General features: G+C 73.5%; 14 protein-coding genes. 5 read left to right on the plus strand and 9 right to left on the minus strand.

Annotated elements, in window-relative coordinates:
• Nucleotides 1–101 precede the first annotated feature (101 nt).
• From ACP7BI_RS12545 to ACP7BI_RS12560, 4 genes are all read right to left on the minus strand, one after another.
• Nucleotides 102–317 carry a TRAP transporter large permease subunit gene (locus ACP7BI_RS12545; protein WP_425846829.1) on the minus strand — a complete coding sequence of 72 codons (216 nt, stop codon included), beginning with the start codon at nucleotides 315–317 and terminating at the stop codon, nucleotides 102–104.
• Nucleotides 314–829, minus strand: a complete 516-nt coding sequence (locus tag ACP7BI_RS12550) for a TRAP transporter small permease (protein ID WP_425846832.1) — start codon at nucleotides 827–829, stop codon at nucleotides 314–316. Before ACP7BI_RS12550 ends, ACP7BI_RS12545 begins: the two co-directional genes overlap by 4 nt.
• Nucleotides 830–925: 96 nt before the next feature.
• Nucleotides 926–1,969, minus strand: a complete 1,044-nt coding sequence (locus tag ACP7BI_RS12555) for a DctP family TRAP transporter solute-binding subunit (RefSeq protein ID WP_425846835.1) — start codon at nucleotides 1,967–1,969, stop codon at nucleotides 926–928.
• Between the two features lie 57 nt (nucleotides 1,970–2,026).
• Complete coding sequence (locus ACP7BI_RS12560) at nucleotides 2,027–2,698, minus strand: GntR family transcriptional regulator (protein ID WP_425846838.1); 672 nt, start codon at nucleotides 2,696–2,698, stop codon at nucleotides 2,027–2,029.
• A gap of 59 nt (nucleotides 2,699–2,757) precedes the next feature.
• Between ACP7BI_RS12560 and ACP7BI_RS12565 the strand changes: the two genes are divergently transcribed.
• The 3 genes from ACP7BI_RS12565 to ACP7BI_RS12575 are packed head-to-tail and all read left to right on the plus strand — an operon-like array spanning nucleotide 2,758 to nucleotide 5,233.
• Nucleotides 2,758–3,387, plus strand: coding sequence for a DNA-3-methyladenine glycosylase I (locus tag ACP7BI_RS12565; RefSeq protein ID WP_425846840.1), 630 nt, complete (start codon nucleotides 2,758–2,760; stop codon nucleotides 3,385–3,387).
• Nucleotides 3,372–4,091 (plus strand): glutamine amidotransferase-related protein, encoded by a 720-nt coding sequence (locus tag ACP7BI_RS12570; protein WP_425846842.1) that lies wholly within the window; start codon nucleotides 3,372–3,374, stop codon nucleotides 4,089–4,091. The genes ACP7BI_RS12565 and ACP7BI_RS12570 overlap by 16 nt, the downstream gene beginning before the upstream one ends.
• Entirely contained in the window at nucleotides 4,088–5,233 is a 1,146-nt protein-coding gene (locus ACP7BI_RS12575; RefSeq protein ID WP_425846845.1) for a glycerate kinase, read from the plus strand. The genes ACP7BI_RS12570 and ACP7BI_RS12575 overlap by 4 nt, the downstream gene beginning before the upstream one ends.
• An 86-nt stretch (nucleotides 5,234–5,319) precedes the next feature.
• Here the strand turns inward: ACP7BI_RS12575 and ACP7BI_RS12580 are convergent, their stop codons facing one another.
• The gene (locus ACP7BI_RS12580) at nucleotides 5,320–6,309 is read right to left on the minus strand and encodes an LLM class flavin-dependent oxidoreductase (RefSeq protein ID WP_425846848.1); all 990 of its coding nucleotides are present in this window, start codon (nucleotides 6,307–6,309) and stop codon (nucleotides 5,320–5,322) included.
• Nucleotides 6,310–6,365: 56 nt separating this feature from the next.
• Nucleotides 6,366–7,544 (minus strand): acetyl-CoA C-acyltransferase, encoded by a 1,179-nt coding sequence (locus ACP7BI_RS12585; protein ID WP_425846850.1) that lies wholly within the window; start codon nucleotides 7,542–7,544, stop codon nucleotides 6,366–6,368.
• A 116-nt stretch (nucleotides 7,545–7,660) separates the two neighbouring features.
• Between ACP7BI_RS12585 and ACP7BI_RS12590 the strand changes: the two genes are divergently transcribed.
• Complete coding sequence (locus ACP7BI_RS12590; protein WP_425846852.1) at nucleotides 7,661–7,789, plus strand: hypothetical protein; 129 nt, start codon at nucleotides 7,661–7,663, stop codon at nucleotides 7,787–7,789.
• Nucleotides 7,790–7,861: 72 nt separating this feature from the next.
• Here the strand turns inward: ACP7BI_RS12590 and ACP7BI_RS12595 are convergent, their stop codons facing one another.
• Together ACP7BI_RS12595 and ACP7BI_RS12600 are read right to left on the minus strand one after the other, a co-directional pair.
• On the minus strand, nucleotides 7,862–8,452 hold the full coding sequence (locus ACP7BI_RS12595) for a VOC family protein (protein WP_425846854.1): 591 nt from the start codon (nucleotides 8,450–8,452) through the stop codon (nucleotides 7,862–7,864).
• 74 nt (nucleotides 8,453–8,526) lie between these two features.
• Nucleotides 8,527–10,497 (minus strand): FAD-dependent oxidoreductase, encoded by a 1,971-nt coding sequence (locus ACP7BI_RS12600; RefSeq protein ID WP_425846857.1) that lies wholly within the window; start codon nucleotides 10,495–10,497, stop codon nucleotides 8,527–8,529.
• 87 nt (nucleotides 10,498–10,584) lie between these two features.
• Here ACP7BI_RS12600 and ACP7BI_RS12605 point away from each other — a divergent pair, with 87 nt between their 5' ends.
• Nucleotides 10,585–11,805 carry a trans-sulfuration enzyme family protein gene (locus ACP7BI_RS12605; protein WP_425846859.1) on the plus strand — a complete coding sequence of 407 codons (1,221 nt, stop codon included), beginning with the start codon at nucleotides 10,585–10,587 and terminating at the stop codon, nucleotides 11,803–11,805.
• On the opposite strand, the gene ACP7BI_RS12610 is transcribed toward ACP7BI_RS12605, so the two are convergent.
• A complete protein-coding gene (locus tag ACP7BI_RS12610; RefSeq protein WP_425846861.1) occupies nucleotides 11,759–13,744 on the minus strand; it encodes an ATP-binding protein in 1,986 nt (661 codons plus the stop codon). The two genes, ACP7BI_RS12605 and ACP7BI_RS12610, sit on opposite strands and share 47 nt — an antisense overlap.
• Nucleotides 13,745–13,817: the final 73 nt, after the last annotated feature.

The following is a 13,817-nucleotide window of genomic DNA, read 5'->3' on the forward strand; positions in this document are numbered from 1 at the left end:
CTCGAGCACCTCCGCGGCTCCGCGCTCGGCTTCCGCAACCTCGCCAACTACATCGCCCGATCCCTGCTCGAAGCCGGCGGCTTCAGACCGGCGCTACACCCTCAAATGCGATGAGCCACATTGCCCGCCAGGACGAATAGCGGGACGGCGATGAGCAGAAAGCTATTCATCGAGCTGAACATCGACTGGGCCAGCATCTCGAGCGGCAGCCCGAAGATGAGGAGCGTGGCGACCACTCCCGCGCCGAGGGCGAGCGCGAGCGGCACGCCGAGTGCGAGAAGGATGAAAAAGATCGCGATCAGGGTTGTGCTCATCATGCGATGACCTCGCCTTCGAGAAGTCGCTGCCGGAGGTTCTTGTCGAAGTACACGGACTGAAGCACGCCGACGATGGAGAGGACCGCTGCGATCGCGAGCGGGACGGTGATGATCCACATGCTCACCGCGAGCGCGGGGCTCGTCTCGTTGGTGCGCATCTGCTGCATCACTAGCTCGATCGATTTCCAGGCGAGGATCGTGAAGAACAGGATCGCGGTCACCACGGTCGTATGCAGGCTCACCTTGCCGAGCCAGCCCGGCCCCCGCGCCACCAGGTAGGAGACGCGGGGGTGGACTGCTGCGCGGAAGCCTGCGGCGAACCCGAGGAAGACACCGTCCATGAACAGGAAGCGGGACGCCTCCTCGGTCCAGGACGGCGAAGCGCCGGCCAGCCGGCCGATCACCTGGATGATGAGGATGACGAGCATGCCCAGGACCCCGAGCGCCAGCAGCACCTCGATGACCCGCCACAGCGGACCGCTCTTCTTGAGCTGGTCGGCGTCGGGGAGCATCGCGATGAGCGGCTCCTCAGCCGAGGGTGCACCAGAGGCGCCCGGAGTGTCCTTCGACATGCTCGCTCCTTAGTTCGCCGGTTTGGCCGGTTCGGGTCAGCGGCCGAGAAAGTCCAGGGACTCCTGCATGAACTCTGCGCCCACGAGCGACTCGAACTCGGGGTACAGGCCCTGTGCGAGCTCCTGGAACTCCGCGCGCGCCTCGTCGGTCAGCTCGTTGACCTGGACGCCCTGCTCCTCGATCTCGGCGAGCAGCTGCTCAGCCTCGGCGTCGTCCGTCTCGCGCTTCCACTCGGCCGTGCTCGACGCCGCCTCGAGCAGGATCTCCTGCACCTCGGGGCTATACCCGTCGAACTTGTCCTTGTTGAAGCCGAGAACGTAGCCGTCAGAGATGTGGTTCGTGAGCGACAGGTAGTCCTGCACCTCGAAGAACTTGTTCGCCACCGGAACCTCGAGCGGGTTCTCCTGCCCGTCGATGGTGCCCAGCTGCAGGGCTGTGTAGACCTCCGTGAAGTCCATCGGCGTGGGGTTCGCGCCGAGCTCACTGAAGAACTTCACCCAGAGCTCGTTCTGAGGCACGCGGATCCTCAAGCTCTGGAAGTCCTCGGGGGTCTCGATCGGGCGCGCGGAGTTCGTGGTGACGCGCGGTGTGCGGGTGAGCATCGAGAGGCCCTCGATGCCCTGCGACTCGAGAGAGCCGAGCAGCGTTTCTCCCGGCTCGCCGGCGAGGTACTCGCTGAACTGGTCCATGTCGTCGAAGAGGAACGGCAGACTGATGGCGTTCATGGTCGGCTCGAACGAGGCGTACACCGATGTCGAGATGATCGTCGCGTCGAGCGTGCCGTTGCCGAGCAGGTTCACCGCCGCGTTCTGGTCGCCGTTGAAGAGCGTGCCGTCGGTGAATACCTGGACGTCGACCGCGCCATCGCTCAGCTCGGCGGCCTGCTCGGCGAAGTGCTCGGCGGCATTCGCAACTGCGGAGCCAGCAGGATCACCAACCGCGATTCGGATGCTGACGGACTCGACCGCGTCGCCGCCTTCTCCGCTCGGAGTTGCTTCGCCACCCGCGGAGCAGCCGGCGGCTGCGGTGAGAGTGATACCAGCGATTGCGAGTGCCGTGAATGTACGGGCGAGTTTCATCGATTCTCCTTTGAATCATGTGCTGTGGGTCTCGGTCCCAAGCGGACCGCGTGGGTACTAGGTCAACGAGGCTTTGATGGCAGCCGCGAGGGTGGAGTGCGCGGTCGCAAGATGCTGAAGCAGCGCCTCCCTGGCGCCAGTGAAGTCTCTGCGGAGGATCGCCCGGCACACAGCGCGGTGCTCCTCGAGGCTCGCCGCGCGACGTGCGTCGTCCTGCACGGAGACGTAGCGCTTGCACCGCGCGAGCTGTCGCTCGACCACGTGGTACATGCGTTCGATCCGCGAGTTCTCCGTCGCTGCGATCAATGCGCGGTGGAACTCGTCGTCTCGGGCGAGGTACTGCTCCGTGTCCGCCGGCGGCAGGTGCTCAGGGAAGGCGTCGAAGAACGTTCCCAACCACTCGAGCCGCTCGTCATCCCACTCCATGATCTTGGGAAGTCCCGCCGGCTCGAGCAGCGAGCGCAGCTCAGCCAGCTCGTCGACGTCGCGCTTGCGAATGGGCGTGACCACCCACCCGGTCGATCGCCCGCGCTCGACGAGACCGGATGATTCGAGCAAGTGCAGCGTGTCTCGCACAGGCGTACGACTCACGCCGAACTGCGCGGCGAGGTCCGAATCATTGAGCGCCGTGCCCGGGGGCAAAGAGCAGTCCACGATGACCCGCTCCAGCTCGGCGTACATCTGGCCGCTGAGTCGGCGCGTCCCAAGGGGAGTCAGGGTCGCAGTCACGAGTTCAGTATGCCGTATACAGAAGACGGACACAAGTCGAAGCGGCTAGCCTTGCCTGCATGCACCTCATCGTGGGCGACGACGGCCTCGCCCGCCCCGCGTGGGCGGCGACCGATGCGCTGCTGCGCGACTACTACGACACCGAGTGGGGCATGCCGGTGCGCGACGAGCGCGGCCTGTTCGAGCGGCTCTCGCTCGAGGCGTTCCAGTCGGGGCTCTCGTGGGCGACGATCCTGCGGAAGCGCCCGGCGTTCCGCGCGGCGTTCGCGGGCTTCGATCCGGATGCGGTGGCGCGCTTCGGCGAGGACGACGCCCTGCGCCTCATGGCCGACGCGAGCATCGTGCGCAACCGGCGCAAGGTCGACGCCACGATCGGGAACGCGCGGGCGACCGTGCGGCTGCGGGAGGACGGCGGGCTCGCTGCCCTCATCTGGTCGTTCCAGCCGGAGTCGACGCCGACGCCCCGCTCGTTCGCGGACGTGCCCACGTCGAGCCCGGAGTCGGTCGCGCTCTCGAAGGAGCTCAAGCGCCGCGGCTTCGCGCACGTCGGGCCGACGACGATGTTCGCGCTCATGGAGGCGGTCGGCATCGTCGACACGCACCTGATCGGCTCGCACCGGCGCGGCTCGAGCGGCGTGTGGACGGCGGACGGCTCGCGGGCGGAGGCGGCGTGTTGCGGCGGATCCTGATCGTGCAGTCGCGGCCCGAGGACGAGGTCGCCGACGCGGAGCTCGAGGCGATGGTGCGCTTCGGCGCGCTCGACGAGTCGCGCATCCAGCGCGTGCGGCTCGACCGCGAGATCCCGGCACTCGAGCTCCGCGACGTCGACGCCGTGCTCGTCGGCGGCGGCCCGGCGAACTTCAGCGACGAGCACCGCCGCCCGCCCGGCCACGCCGAGACCATCGCGTGGCTCACGCACCTCGGGGAGCGCGTCATCCGAGACGACATCCCCTACCTCGGCGCGTGCCTCGGGCTCGGCGCGCTCGTGCACGCGCTCGGCGGCCGGATGGTGCGGGGCATCGCCGAGTCGGTCGCGCCGGTCGAGCTCAGCCTCGTGGGCGACGACTGGCTCACCGACGGGCTGCCGCGCGCCTTCACCGCCTTCGGCGGCCACAAGGAGGGCATCGCCGAGGCGCCCGAGGGCGCGACGACCCTCGCCGTCTCGGCCGCGTGCGTGCACATGGTGCGCATCGGGCAGCACGCGATCGGCACGCAGTTCCACCCCGAGCTCGACGCCGACGGCCTCGAGCAGCGCATCCGGGTCTACCGCGACCACGGCTACTTCTCCCCCGACGAGGTCGAGGACCTCGTCGCCGCCGGGCGCGACGCGAGCGTCTCGCACCCGCAGACGATCCTCGCGCGCTTCGCCGAGCGCTACGGGCTCTCCCGATGACCGCGGGCCGGCAGCCCGCCCGCGCGGTCGTCGCGTTCGACGCCTTCAAGGGCAGCCTCACGGCGCTCGAGGCATGCGAGGCCGCGGCACGCGGCATCCGCGCCGCGGTGCCGGGCACCGACGTCGCGCTCGTGCCGATGGCCGACGGCGGCGAGGGCAGCCTCGACGCGGTGCTCGCGCGCGGCGGCGAGGAGCGCGTCACGCGCACGGTCGACGCGCTCGGCCGGCCGGCGCTCGCGCGCTGGGCGCTCGAGGGCACGCACGCGGTCATCGAGCTCGCGCAGGCCGCGGGGCTGCCGCAAGTGGAGGACGTGCCGCTCGCGCCGCTCGCCGCCTCCACGACGGGGCTCGGCGCGGTCGTGCTCGACGCGCTCGAGCGCGGCGCCGATGAGCTGACGCTGCTGCTCGGCGGCTCGGCGACGACCGACGGCGGCGCGGGCCTCCTGACCGCGCTCGGGGTGCAGCTGCTGGATGCGTCGGGCCGGCCCGTGCGAACGGGCGGCGGTGGGCTCGGCTCGCTCGAGCACCTCGACGCGACGGGCCTCGACGCGCGGGCGCGCGCGGCCCGCTGGCGCTTCGTGACCGATGTCGACGCGCCGCTCACGGGACCGGGCGGCGCTGCGGCCGTCTTCGGCCCGCAGAAGGGCGCGAGCCCCGTCGACGTCGCGGCGCTCGACGCCGCGCTCGAGCGCTTCGCCCGGGTGGCGGCGAGCGCGCTCGGCGTCGATGTGGCCGGGATCGCCGACGTGCCGGGCGCGGGCGCCGCGGGCGGGGTCGCGAGCGTGCTGCGGGCGCTCACGGGCGGCGAGATCGTCGCGGGCGGCGCGTGGTTCGCCGAGCTCGCGGGCCTCGACGCCGCGCTCGAGGGCGCCGACCTCGTGCTCACGGGCGAGGGTCGCTTCGACGGCCAGTCGGCGCTCGGCAAGGTCGTCTCGGTCGTGCACGCCGCCGCCCGACGCGCGGGCGCGCCGCTCGCGGTGATCGCCGGCTCGGTCGACGCTGTGGCCGCGTCGTCGATGGGCGTGCCCGCGCTCTCGATCGCGCCAGGTCCCGCGAGCCTCGACGAGCTGCAGCGCGACGCCGCGAGCCTCGTCGAGGCGGCCGCCGCGACCGTCGCGCGGCTCGCGCTCCGCCCGCGCTGAGGGCCGTGGCGGGGGCTGGACAGCCCGACGCCGCGCGAGCAGGCTGCCACCACGGACGACGGCGTCCGCAGCATCCGCACGCCCGATCAGTCGGCGAGGCCGCCCGCGCCCTCGATGAGCTCGAGCGCGCGCACGCGCTCCGCGGTCTTGCCGTGCACCGCCATGATGAGCTCGTCGGCGTCGGCCTCGATGGCGAACCGGCGCAGCGTCGCGACCGCCTCCTCGCCCGTGCCGAGCGCGGTGTGCTGGAGCATCTTCTGCACCGGCGCGGCCTGCGGGCTCGCGGCGAGCGCGTCGAGCTCGTCGTCGCCGACCTGCTGGGCGATCGGGCTGTCGCGCAGCAGCAGTCCGCGCACCCGGGCTCGGGCGACCGCGCGCTGCATCTCGAGCGCCTCGGCGCGCGACGGGGCGACGACCGCGTTGATGCCCGCGATGACGAAGGGCTCCGCGAGCTGCGCGGAGGGCTGGAACCGCTCGCGGTAGACGGCGACGGCCTGGTGCAGCGCATCCGGCGCGAAGTGCGACGCGAACGCGTAGGGCAGGCCGAGGGCGGCGGCGAGCTGCGCGCCGAAGAGCGACGAGCCGAGGATCGTGAGCGGCGCGTCGGTGCCGTGGCCCGGCACGGCCTTGATCCCCGGCACGGTCGGCTCGCCGCGCAAGTAGCCCTGCAGCTCGACGACGTCCTCGGGGAAGCGCTCGGATGCGCGGATGTCGCGGCGCAGCGCCGTCCACGTGCGCTGGTCGGTGCCGGGCGCGCGGCCGAGCCCGAGGTCGATGCGGCCGGGGTGCAGCTCGGCGAGGGTGCCGAACTGCTCGGCGATCACGAGCGGCGAGTGGTTGGGCAGCATGACCCCGCCCGCCCCGAGGCGGATGGTCGACGTGTGCGCTGCGACGTGGGCGATGAGCACGCTCGTCGCGCTCGAGGCGATCGTCGCCATGTTGTGGTGCTCGGCGTACCAGACCCGCGCGAAGCCGAGCCGCTCCGCCGCCTGGGCGAGCAGCACCGAGCCGTGCAGGCTCTCGCCCGCCGTCTCTCCTGGGTTGATGGGGGCGAGGTCGAGCACGGACAAGCGCATCGATCCAGCCTAGGCCAGGGGCGCTGCGCCGCGGCTGGCCGAGCGGTCGCGCGGCGTCAGATGGCCTCGAGCACGACACCCGTGCCCTGACCGCCGCCGCCGCAGATGCCGGCCGCCCCGAGCGAGCCGGTGCCGAGCTGCTGCAGCCGGCGCGCGAGGTGGCCGATGATGCGGGCACCCGACGCGCCGATCGGGTGGCCGAGCGCGATCGCGCCGCCGTTCGCGTTCACGATCTCGGGGTCGACGCCGAGCTGGCGGGTCGAGGCGACGCCGACCGCCGCGAACGCCTCGTTGATCTCGACCGCCTGCAGGTCGCTCGTCGCGCGGCCCGCGCGCTCGAGCGCCTGCTCGATCGCGTCGGCGGGCTGCGAGTGCAGCGAGACGTCGGGACCGGCGACGAAGCCGGTCGAGACGATGCGCGCGAGGCCCGTGAGGCCCTGCTGCTTCGCGTAGGCGCCCGAGACGAGCACGACCGCGGCAGCGCCGTCGGTGATCTGGGATGCGTTGCCGGCGGTGACCGTGCCGTCGGGCGTGAAGGCGGGGCGCAGCGACGCGAGCGACTCGACCGTCGTGTCGGCCCGGAGGCCGTCGTCGACCGAGACCGTGACGGTCTTCCGGCCGGCCTTCGCCTCGAACGGCACGATCTCGCCGTCGAGCGTGCCGTCCGCCTGGGCGCGGGCGAGGCGCGCGTGCGAAGCGGCGGCGAACTCGTCCTGCTGCTCGCGCGTGATCTCGAACCGGCCGTTGTGCTCGTCGGTCGAGGCTCCCATCGCGACGCGGTCGAACGCATCCGTGAGCCCGTCGAACTGCATCGTGTCGATGAGGCTCGTGTCGCCGAACTTCGAGCCGGCGCGCATGGGCGCGGCGTGCGGCGCGAGCGACATCGACTCCTGGCCCACGGCGAGCACGACGTCGGCCTCGCCGAGCTGGATCATGCGGTGGCCCGTCACGATCGCCTCGGCCCCCGAGAGGCAGACGGCGCTGATGCCGAGCGCGGGCACCGACATCGGCACGCCCGCGGCGACCGCGGTCTGGCGCGGCGGGTTCTGGCCGACGGTCGCCTGCAGCACCTGGCCGACGACGACGGCGTCGACCTCACCGGGGGCGACCCCGGCGCGCTCCATCGCGTGACGGGCGGCGTGGGCACCGAGCTCGGTCGACTTCGACTGCGCCAGCTGGCCCAGGAACTTCGCGAACGGCGTGCGCGCGTATCCGGCGATGATCGTCTCGGGCATGGTGCTGCTCCTTCGCAGGTCGGGGTACGACCAGGATACGCCGGTGCGCGCTCGGCGGTCGTGCGCCTCCCAGGTGCGCGCGGTAGGACGGGGGCACGACGACGACAGGAGGCATCGTGACCGACCAGCAGCATGGCCAGCAGCCCGACGAGGTCGAGGAGCCGCGCGAGGGCGCGGGGCGCCCGGAGCCCGACCACCACAACCCGGAGACGGAGGAGGACACCACCTCGGGCGGGCCCGCCTAGCGATCGCGCGAGTCGAGCGCGGCGCCGGCAGCCGGGTCTCCCCGGTGCCGGCGCCGCGCCCGTCTCAGCCGGTCAGCGCGGCGCGCCCGGATCCCGCTGCTCGTCCGCCGGCCACTGGTCGGCGGTGTTCTCGTGCCCGGAGGTCGGCTCCGGCGTCGCACCCTCGGTGTGCCACTGCTGCGCGGTGTCCTGGTGACCGCCCGCGGTCGCGTCGCCGTCGTCGTCGATCGCCGACGACACACCCGCCCCCCGACCCGCCGCCGGCGCGATGTTGACCATCCAGAGCACGCCCCAGCGGTCGACGAGCATGCCGAACTTGTCGCCCCACGGGGCCTCGACGAGCGGCTCGAGCACGGTCGCGCCGCCGCTCAGGCCCTCCCAGTAGCGCGAGAGCGTCGTGTCGTCGTCGCCCGAGAGCGAGACCTGCTGGCGACCGCTCGGCTGGTCCATGCCGCGCGGGGTGTCGCTCGCCATGATCGTGTGGCCGTCGGCGGTCGTGAGCTGGGCGTGCATGACGAGGTCGGCGTCGCCCGGGTCGTCGGCCATGCCGCTCTCGCCGAACGTGCTGACGACGAGGTCGCCGCCGAACACGCCGTGGTAGAAGTTCATCGCCTCGCGAGCCTCGCGCCCGAACGCGAGGTAGGGGTTGAGCAGGGTTGCCATCTCGGCTCCTCACTGCGGCCGCTCGGCCGCGTGGAGTCAGCATGCCGCAGGCGGGCGGCGTGCGCCAGGGTGCGTCAGCCGGCGGTGCCTCGAGCGAGCTGCCACGCCTCGGCGATCGCCGCGTCGATGCCGCGCGGAGCGCGCGCATCGCCGATCGCATGCACCGGCACGCCGAGGGTCCCCTCGAGCGCCTCGGCGCCCTGCCGCTCGAGCCCGACGGCCGCCGGCGGCGTGAGCGCGACGATCGCCGTGGGGTCCGCGAGCGGCGTCGCCTCCCCCGTCAGCACGTCGACCGCCCACGCCCGGCCGCCGTCGAGCCGCACGCGCGCCGCGGTGCGCCGCACGACGCCGCCGGTGGCGAGCGAGCGCAGCACGAGCTGCCGCTCGTAGCCGGTGCCGACGTGCGGCAGCAGCTGCTCGAACGGCGTCACGACCTCGATCGCGGCGCCGCTGGCCGCGAGCGCGAGCAGCACGCCCGAGGCGCGCGCCGTGCCGTCGTCGTCGACGGCGAGCACGCGGTCGCCGAGCGCGGCGGGATCGTCCATCGCGCGCCACGCGTCGATCGTCGCCGGCCGCTCCCCCTCGAACGCCTCGTCGACGGCGAGCGACGATCCCTCGGGAGGCACCGCGCCGGTCGCGAGCACGACGGCATCGGCGCCGAGCGCGCGGAGGCCCTCGATCGTCGCCGGCTCGCCGAGGCGCAGCTCGACGCCCGCAGCCCGCGCATCGCGCTCGAGGTCGGCGACGAGCAGCGCGACCGACGATCGGCCGGGCACGCGCGCGGCGCGCCGCAGCTGCCCGCCGAGCTCGACCTCGCGCTCGAGCAGCGTGACCGCGTGCCCGAGCCGGGCGAGGTCGAGCGCGGCGCGGAGGCCAGCGGGGCCGCCACCGACGACCGCCCAGCGCTGCGGCGTCGCGGCGACGGCCGGCACCGGCTCGAGCTCGCGCCCCGCCTCGGGGTTGACCGTGCACGAGACGGGCAGCCCCTGGCTCCCGCGCCCGAGGCATCCCTGGTTCAAGCGGATGCAGTGCCGGATGCCCTCGGTCGCCCCGGTGAGGAGCTTCCGGGCGAGGTCGGGGTCGGCGAGCTGGCCGCGCGTGAGCGCGACCATGTCGGCGATGCCGCTGCCGAGCACCTCCTCGGCCTCCTCGACGCTCAGCGCCGCGCCGACGCCGAAGACGGGGAGGTCGGGGTTCGCCGCCTTGAGCGCAGCGACGTCGTCGCGCAGCCACGCGACCGGCATCGCCGACGACGGGAAGACCCAGTGGACGTCGTGGTAGCTGCCGGCCGCGGTGTCGAGGAAGTCGATCCTCGCCTCCGCGCGGAGCGCGGCGACGACCTCGCGCATCGCGGCCGCGTCGAGCCCGCCCTCGTGGTGCTCGTCGAGCACGATGCGGATGCCGACCGTGAAGTCGTCGCCCACGCGGGCGCGCACGGCACGCAGCACCTCGCGCGGGAAGCGCGAGCGGCCCTCGAGGTCGCCGCCGTAGGCGTCCGTGCGGCGGTTGGTGAGCGGCGTGAGGAACTGGTGCAGCAGGTAGCCGTGCGCCATGTGCACCTCGACCCCGTCGAAGCCGCCGAGCCGCGCGCGCTCGGCCGAGTCGGCCCACGCATCCGCGAGCGACCGGAGCTCGCGCGGGCTCGCCTCGGCGGTGGCGACTCCCGTCGAGGGCGAGAGGATGCGGCTGGGCGCGAGCACCGCGCGCGGTCCGTCCGGCCCCTCGGGCGAGGCCTGCGCGCCGTGGTGGTTGAGCTGCACGAGCACGCGCGCGCCCGCCTCGTGGATCGCGTCGGTCATGCGGCGGTTCGCGTCGACGGCCTCGGGCCGCCACGCGTCCTGGAACCCGCGCGTCGAGGCGCTCGGATGCACGAGGTGGTTGCCCGCGACGAAGAGGCCGCAGCCGCCGCGAGCGCGACGCACGAAGTAGGCGGTCTCGCGATCCGACTCGACGCGGTCGGAGTACTGCTTCGAGTGCGCGGCCTGCATGATGCGGTTGGGGGCGTCGAACGAGCCGATGCGCAAGGGCTGGGCGAGGAGCGTCACGGCTTCGATCCTGGCACCGCAGCAGCGCTGACACCCGCCTTCGCGAGGCGCGCCCCATCATCCGGGATTTGAGGCATGATCGAGTGCATGACGACGAGCAATGACGCTCGCCTCCGACCCGACTCGCTCGCGGTGCATGCCGGCCGCGACGATCTGCGGTCGCTCGGCGTGCACGCGATCCCCATCGACCTCTCCTCCACGAACCCGCTCCCCGACGTCCTCACCGGCGGCGATGCCTACGAGCGGCTCGCGACGGGCGGCGACGTCGGCGACGGCTCCGCGGTCTACCAGCGGCTCTGGAACCCGACCGTCGCGCGGTTCGAGGAGGCCCTCGCGCAGCTCGAGGGCGCCGAGCGCGCCGTCGCGTTCGCCTCCGGCATGGCGGCCGTGACCGCCGTGCTGATGGCCGCGCGGCAGCGGCGCGGCAACCACGTCGTGGCGCTGCGGCCGCTCTACGGCGGCACCGACCACCTGCTCGCGACCGGCCTGCTCGGCACCGAGACGACCTTCGTCGACTCGGTCGACGGCGTCGCGCGCGCGTGCCGCCCCGACACGGGCCTCGTGGTCGTCGAGACCCCCGCGAACCCGACGCTCGAGCTCGTCGACCTCTCGGCGCTCGCCGCCGCTGCCGGCGACGCGCCCGTGCTCGTCGACAACACGTTCGCGACGCCCGTGCTGCAGCGACCGCTGTCGCACGGCGCCGCGCTCTCGCTGCACTCGGCGACGAAGTACATCGGCGGCCACGGCGACGTGGTCGGCGGCGTCGTCGCGTGCGATGCGGAGTGGGCGCAAGCCCTCCGGCCCGTCCGCGCCATCACGGGCGCCCTCGCGCATCCGCTCGCCGCCTACCTCATGCACCGCGGCCTGCAGACGCTGCCGCTGCGCGTGCGGGCGCAGCAGGCGGGGGCCGAGGTCGTCGCGCGCGCCCTCGCCGCGATGGACGGCGTGCTCGAGGTGCGCTACCCGGGGCTCGACGGATGCGACACCGCGGGCCTCGTGGGACCGGGCAGGCAGATGGCGGGGCCGGGCTCGATGATCGCGGTCGACGTCGGCTCGTTCGAGCGGGCCGCCGCCGTCGCGGAGTCGGTCGAGCTGTTCACGCACGCCGTCTCGCTCGGCAGCGTCGACTCGCTCATCCAGCATCCCGCGTCGCTCACCCACCGCCCCGTCGCGGCGGAGGCGAAGCCGCACGCGGGCGTGCTGCGGCTGTCGATCGGCCTCGAGGACCCGGCCGACCTCATCGACGACCTCGAGCGCGCGCTCAGTCGCTCGGCGGCGGCGCAGCCGGCAGCCGCAGCTCGGCGCTGAGCCCGCCGCCGTCCCCGCGGCGCAGCTCGATCGTGCCGCCGTTGCGGCGGGCGAGCTCGGCGACGATCGGGAGGCCGAGGCCCGTCCCCGGCACGTTGTCGCGCACGGCACCGGGCGCGCGGTAGAACCGGTCGAAGGCATGCGAGAGCTCCTCCTCGCTCATGCCGGGCCCGGTGTCGGCGATCCGGATGCGCACGTGCTCGCCGTCGCGGTCGGCGGCGAGCTGCACGCGCCCGCCCGCCGGCGTGAACTTGATGGCGTTCGTGAGCAGGTTCGACACCGCTCGGCTCGCGTCGCTGCGCGAGCCGAGCGCGACGCTGTCGTCGACGTCGAGGAGGAGCTCGACCGCCTTGCGCTCCGCGATCGGCGCGAGGCTCGCGACCGCGTCGTCGAGCAGCTCCCGGCTGTCGATGCGCTCGGGCTCCGTCGGCCGCGGCGTCGAGGTCGCGCCGCCGCTGAGCGTCAGCAGGTCCTCGACGAGCTCGGAGAGCCGCACGGCGTTCCGCTCGATGACCGTCACCCACTTCCGCTCCGAGGCGCCGAGGCCGCCGGACTCGGCGAGCAGCTCCGCGTAGCCGACGACGCTCGTGATGGGCGTCCGCAGCTCGTGGCTCGTGGTGGCGAGGAAGTCGTCGCGCTGCCGCTCGAGCTCCGCGCGGATCGAGCGCGCCGCCTCGCGCTCGACCTCGGCCTCGACCTCGGCCCGGCGCGCTCGCAAGGGCTCGGTCACGTCGAGCAGCTGCACCGCGACGCGGTCGTCCTCGCCGTGGATCGGGTTGGCCTCGACCGTGAGCGTGCGACCGGCGGCGGTCGTCACGGTCGTGGTGCTGCCCGAGCGGAGCGCGTCGGCTGCCGCGGCGGCGATCGGCCCCGACCAGCCGTCACCCTGGAGCTCGGCCTCGAGCATCGCCCGCGCCGCAGGGTTCGCCCACACGAGCCGGGCGGCGTCGCGGCCCGGGCGCCACAGCACGAGGCCGAGGCGCGACTCGACGACGCTCCCCGTCAGCAGCCGCGCCGAGGCGTCGAGCCGGCGCCAGACGGCGCGCAGCTCGTACTGGGCGGCGGAGATGACGAGCGCGAAGCCCGCGATCGTCAGCAGGTAGACCTCGAGCACCGCCGCCTGCTCCGTGACGTCGAGGCTCGCCACCGCGAACGGGCCGCGTCCGGCGAGCGTGAGCACGAGCATCGCGAGCGACGCGACGAGCGACTGCACGAGCACGACGCGGATCGAGAAGCGGAACGCCGCCCACGCGAGCACCGGGTAGGGCGCGAACGACAGCGGCAGGGTCGGATCGAGCTGGAAGACGAGCACGATCACGAGCACGAGCACGAGCGATTGCGAGAGCAACTCGATGGCGCTCGCGCGCACCGGCACGCGTGGCGGGAGCGCGGCGAACGGCGCGATCATCGCGACCGCGGCCGCGTGCGATGCCGCGACGAGCGCGATCGTCGGCCAGAACGCGCCACCCACGAGCACGGTGACCGAGATCGCCGCGAGGAGGCCTGCGGCGAGGGAGCCCACGCCGATCGCGATCGCGAAGCGCAGTCCCGCGCGCAGCGACGAGAGCTGGAAGTGCTCGCGGCCCCAGCCGAGCATCGCCGCGATGACCGCGACCTCCGCGGCGTTCGCCGTTCCGAAGCCGAGCGCCTGCACGAGCGTGCGGCCGCCCGCGACGTTCGCCGCCGCGGTCGCGACGAGCACGAGCACGACCACGAGCCAGATCCGGCGCGGCGGCTGCAGCAGCGCGAAGGCGACCGAGAGCCCCGCGGCCGGCCACCACACCGCGACCGTCGTGCCTCCGGGCGCGAACAGCACGCCCGCGACCGCGGCGAGGAAGATGAGCGCCCCCGCCGCGATCCACGCGGGCCACGGCAGGCTCGGCCGCGCATCGACGTCGACGCTCGTGTCGAGCGCGAAGCCAGCCGCGGGCGTGCTCATGATCGCCACCGTACCTCCCGTGCGCGCGTATGCTGAGCGCACCCCGGGAGGGAGCCCGAGCATGGCCGGAGCA

The sequence above is a fragment of the Agrococcus sp. TSP3-2-1 genome (assembly GCF_049897585.1).
Taxonomy (GTDB): domain Bacteria; phylum Actinomycetota; class Actinomycetes; order Actinomycetales; family Microbacteriaceae; genus Agrococcus.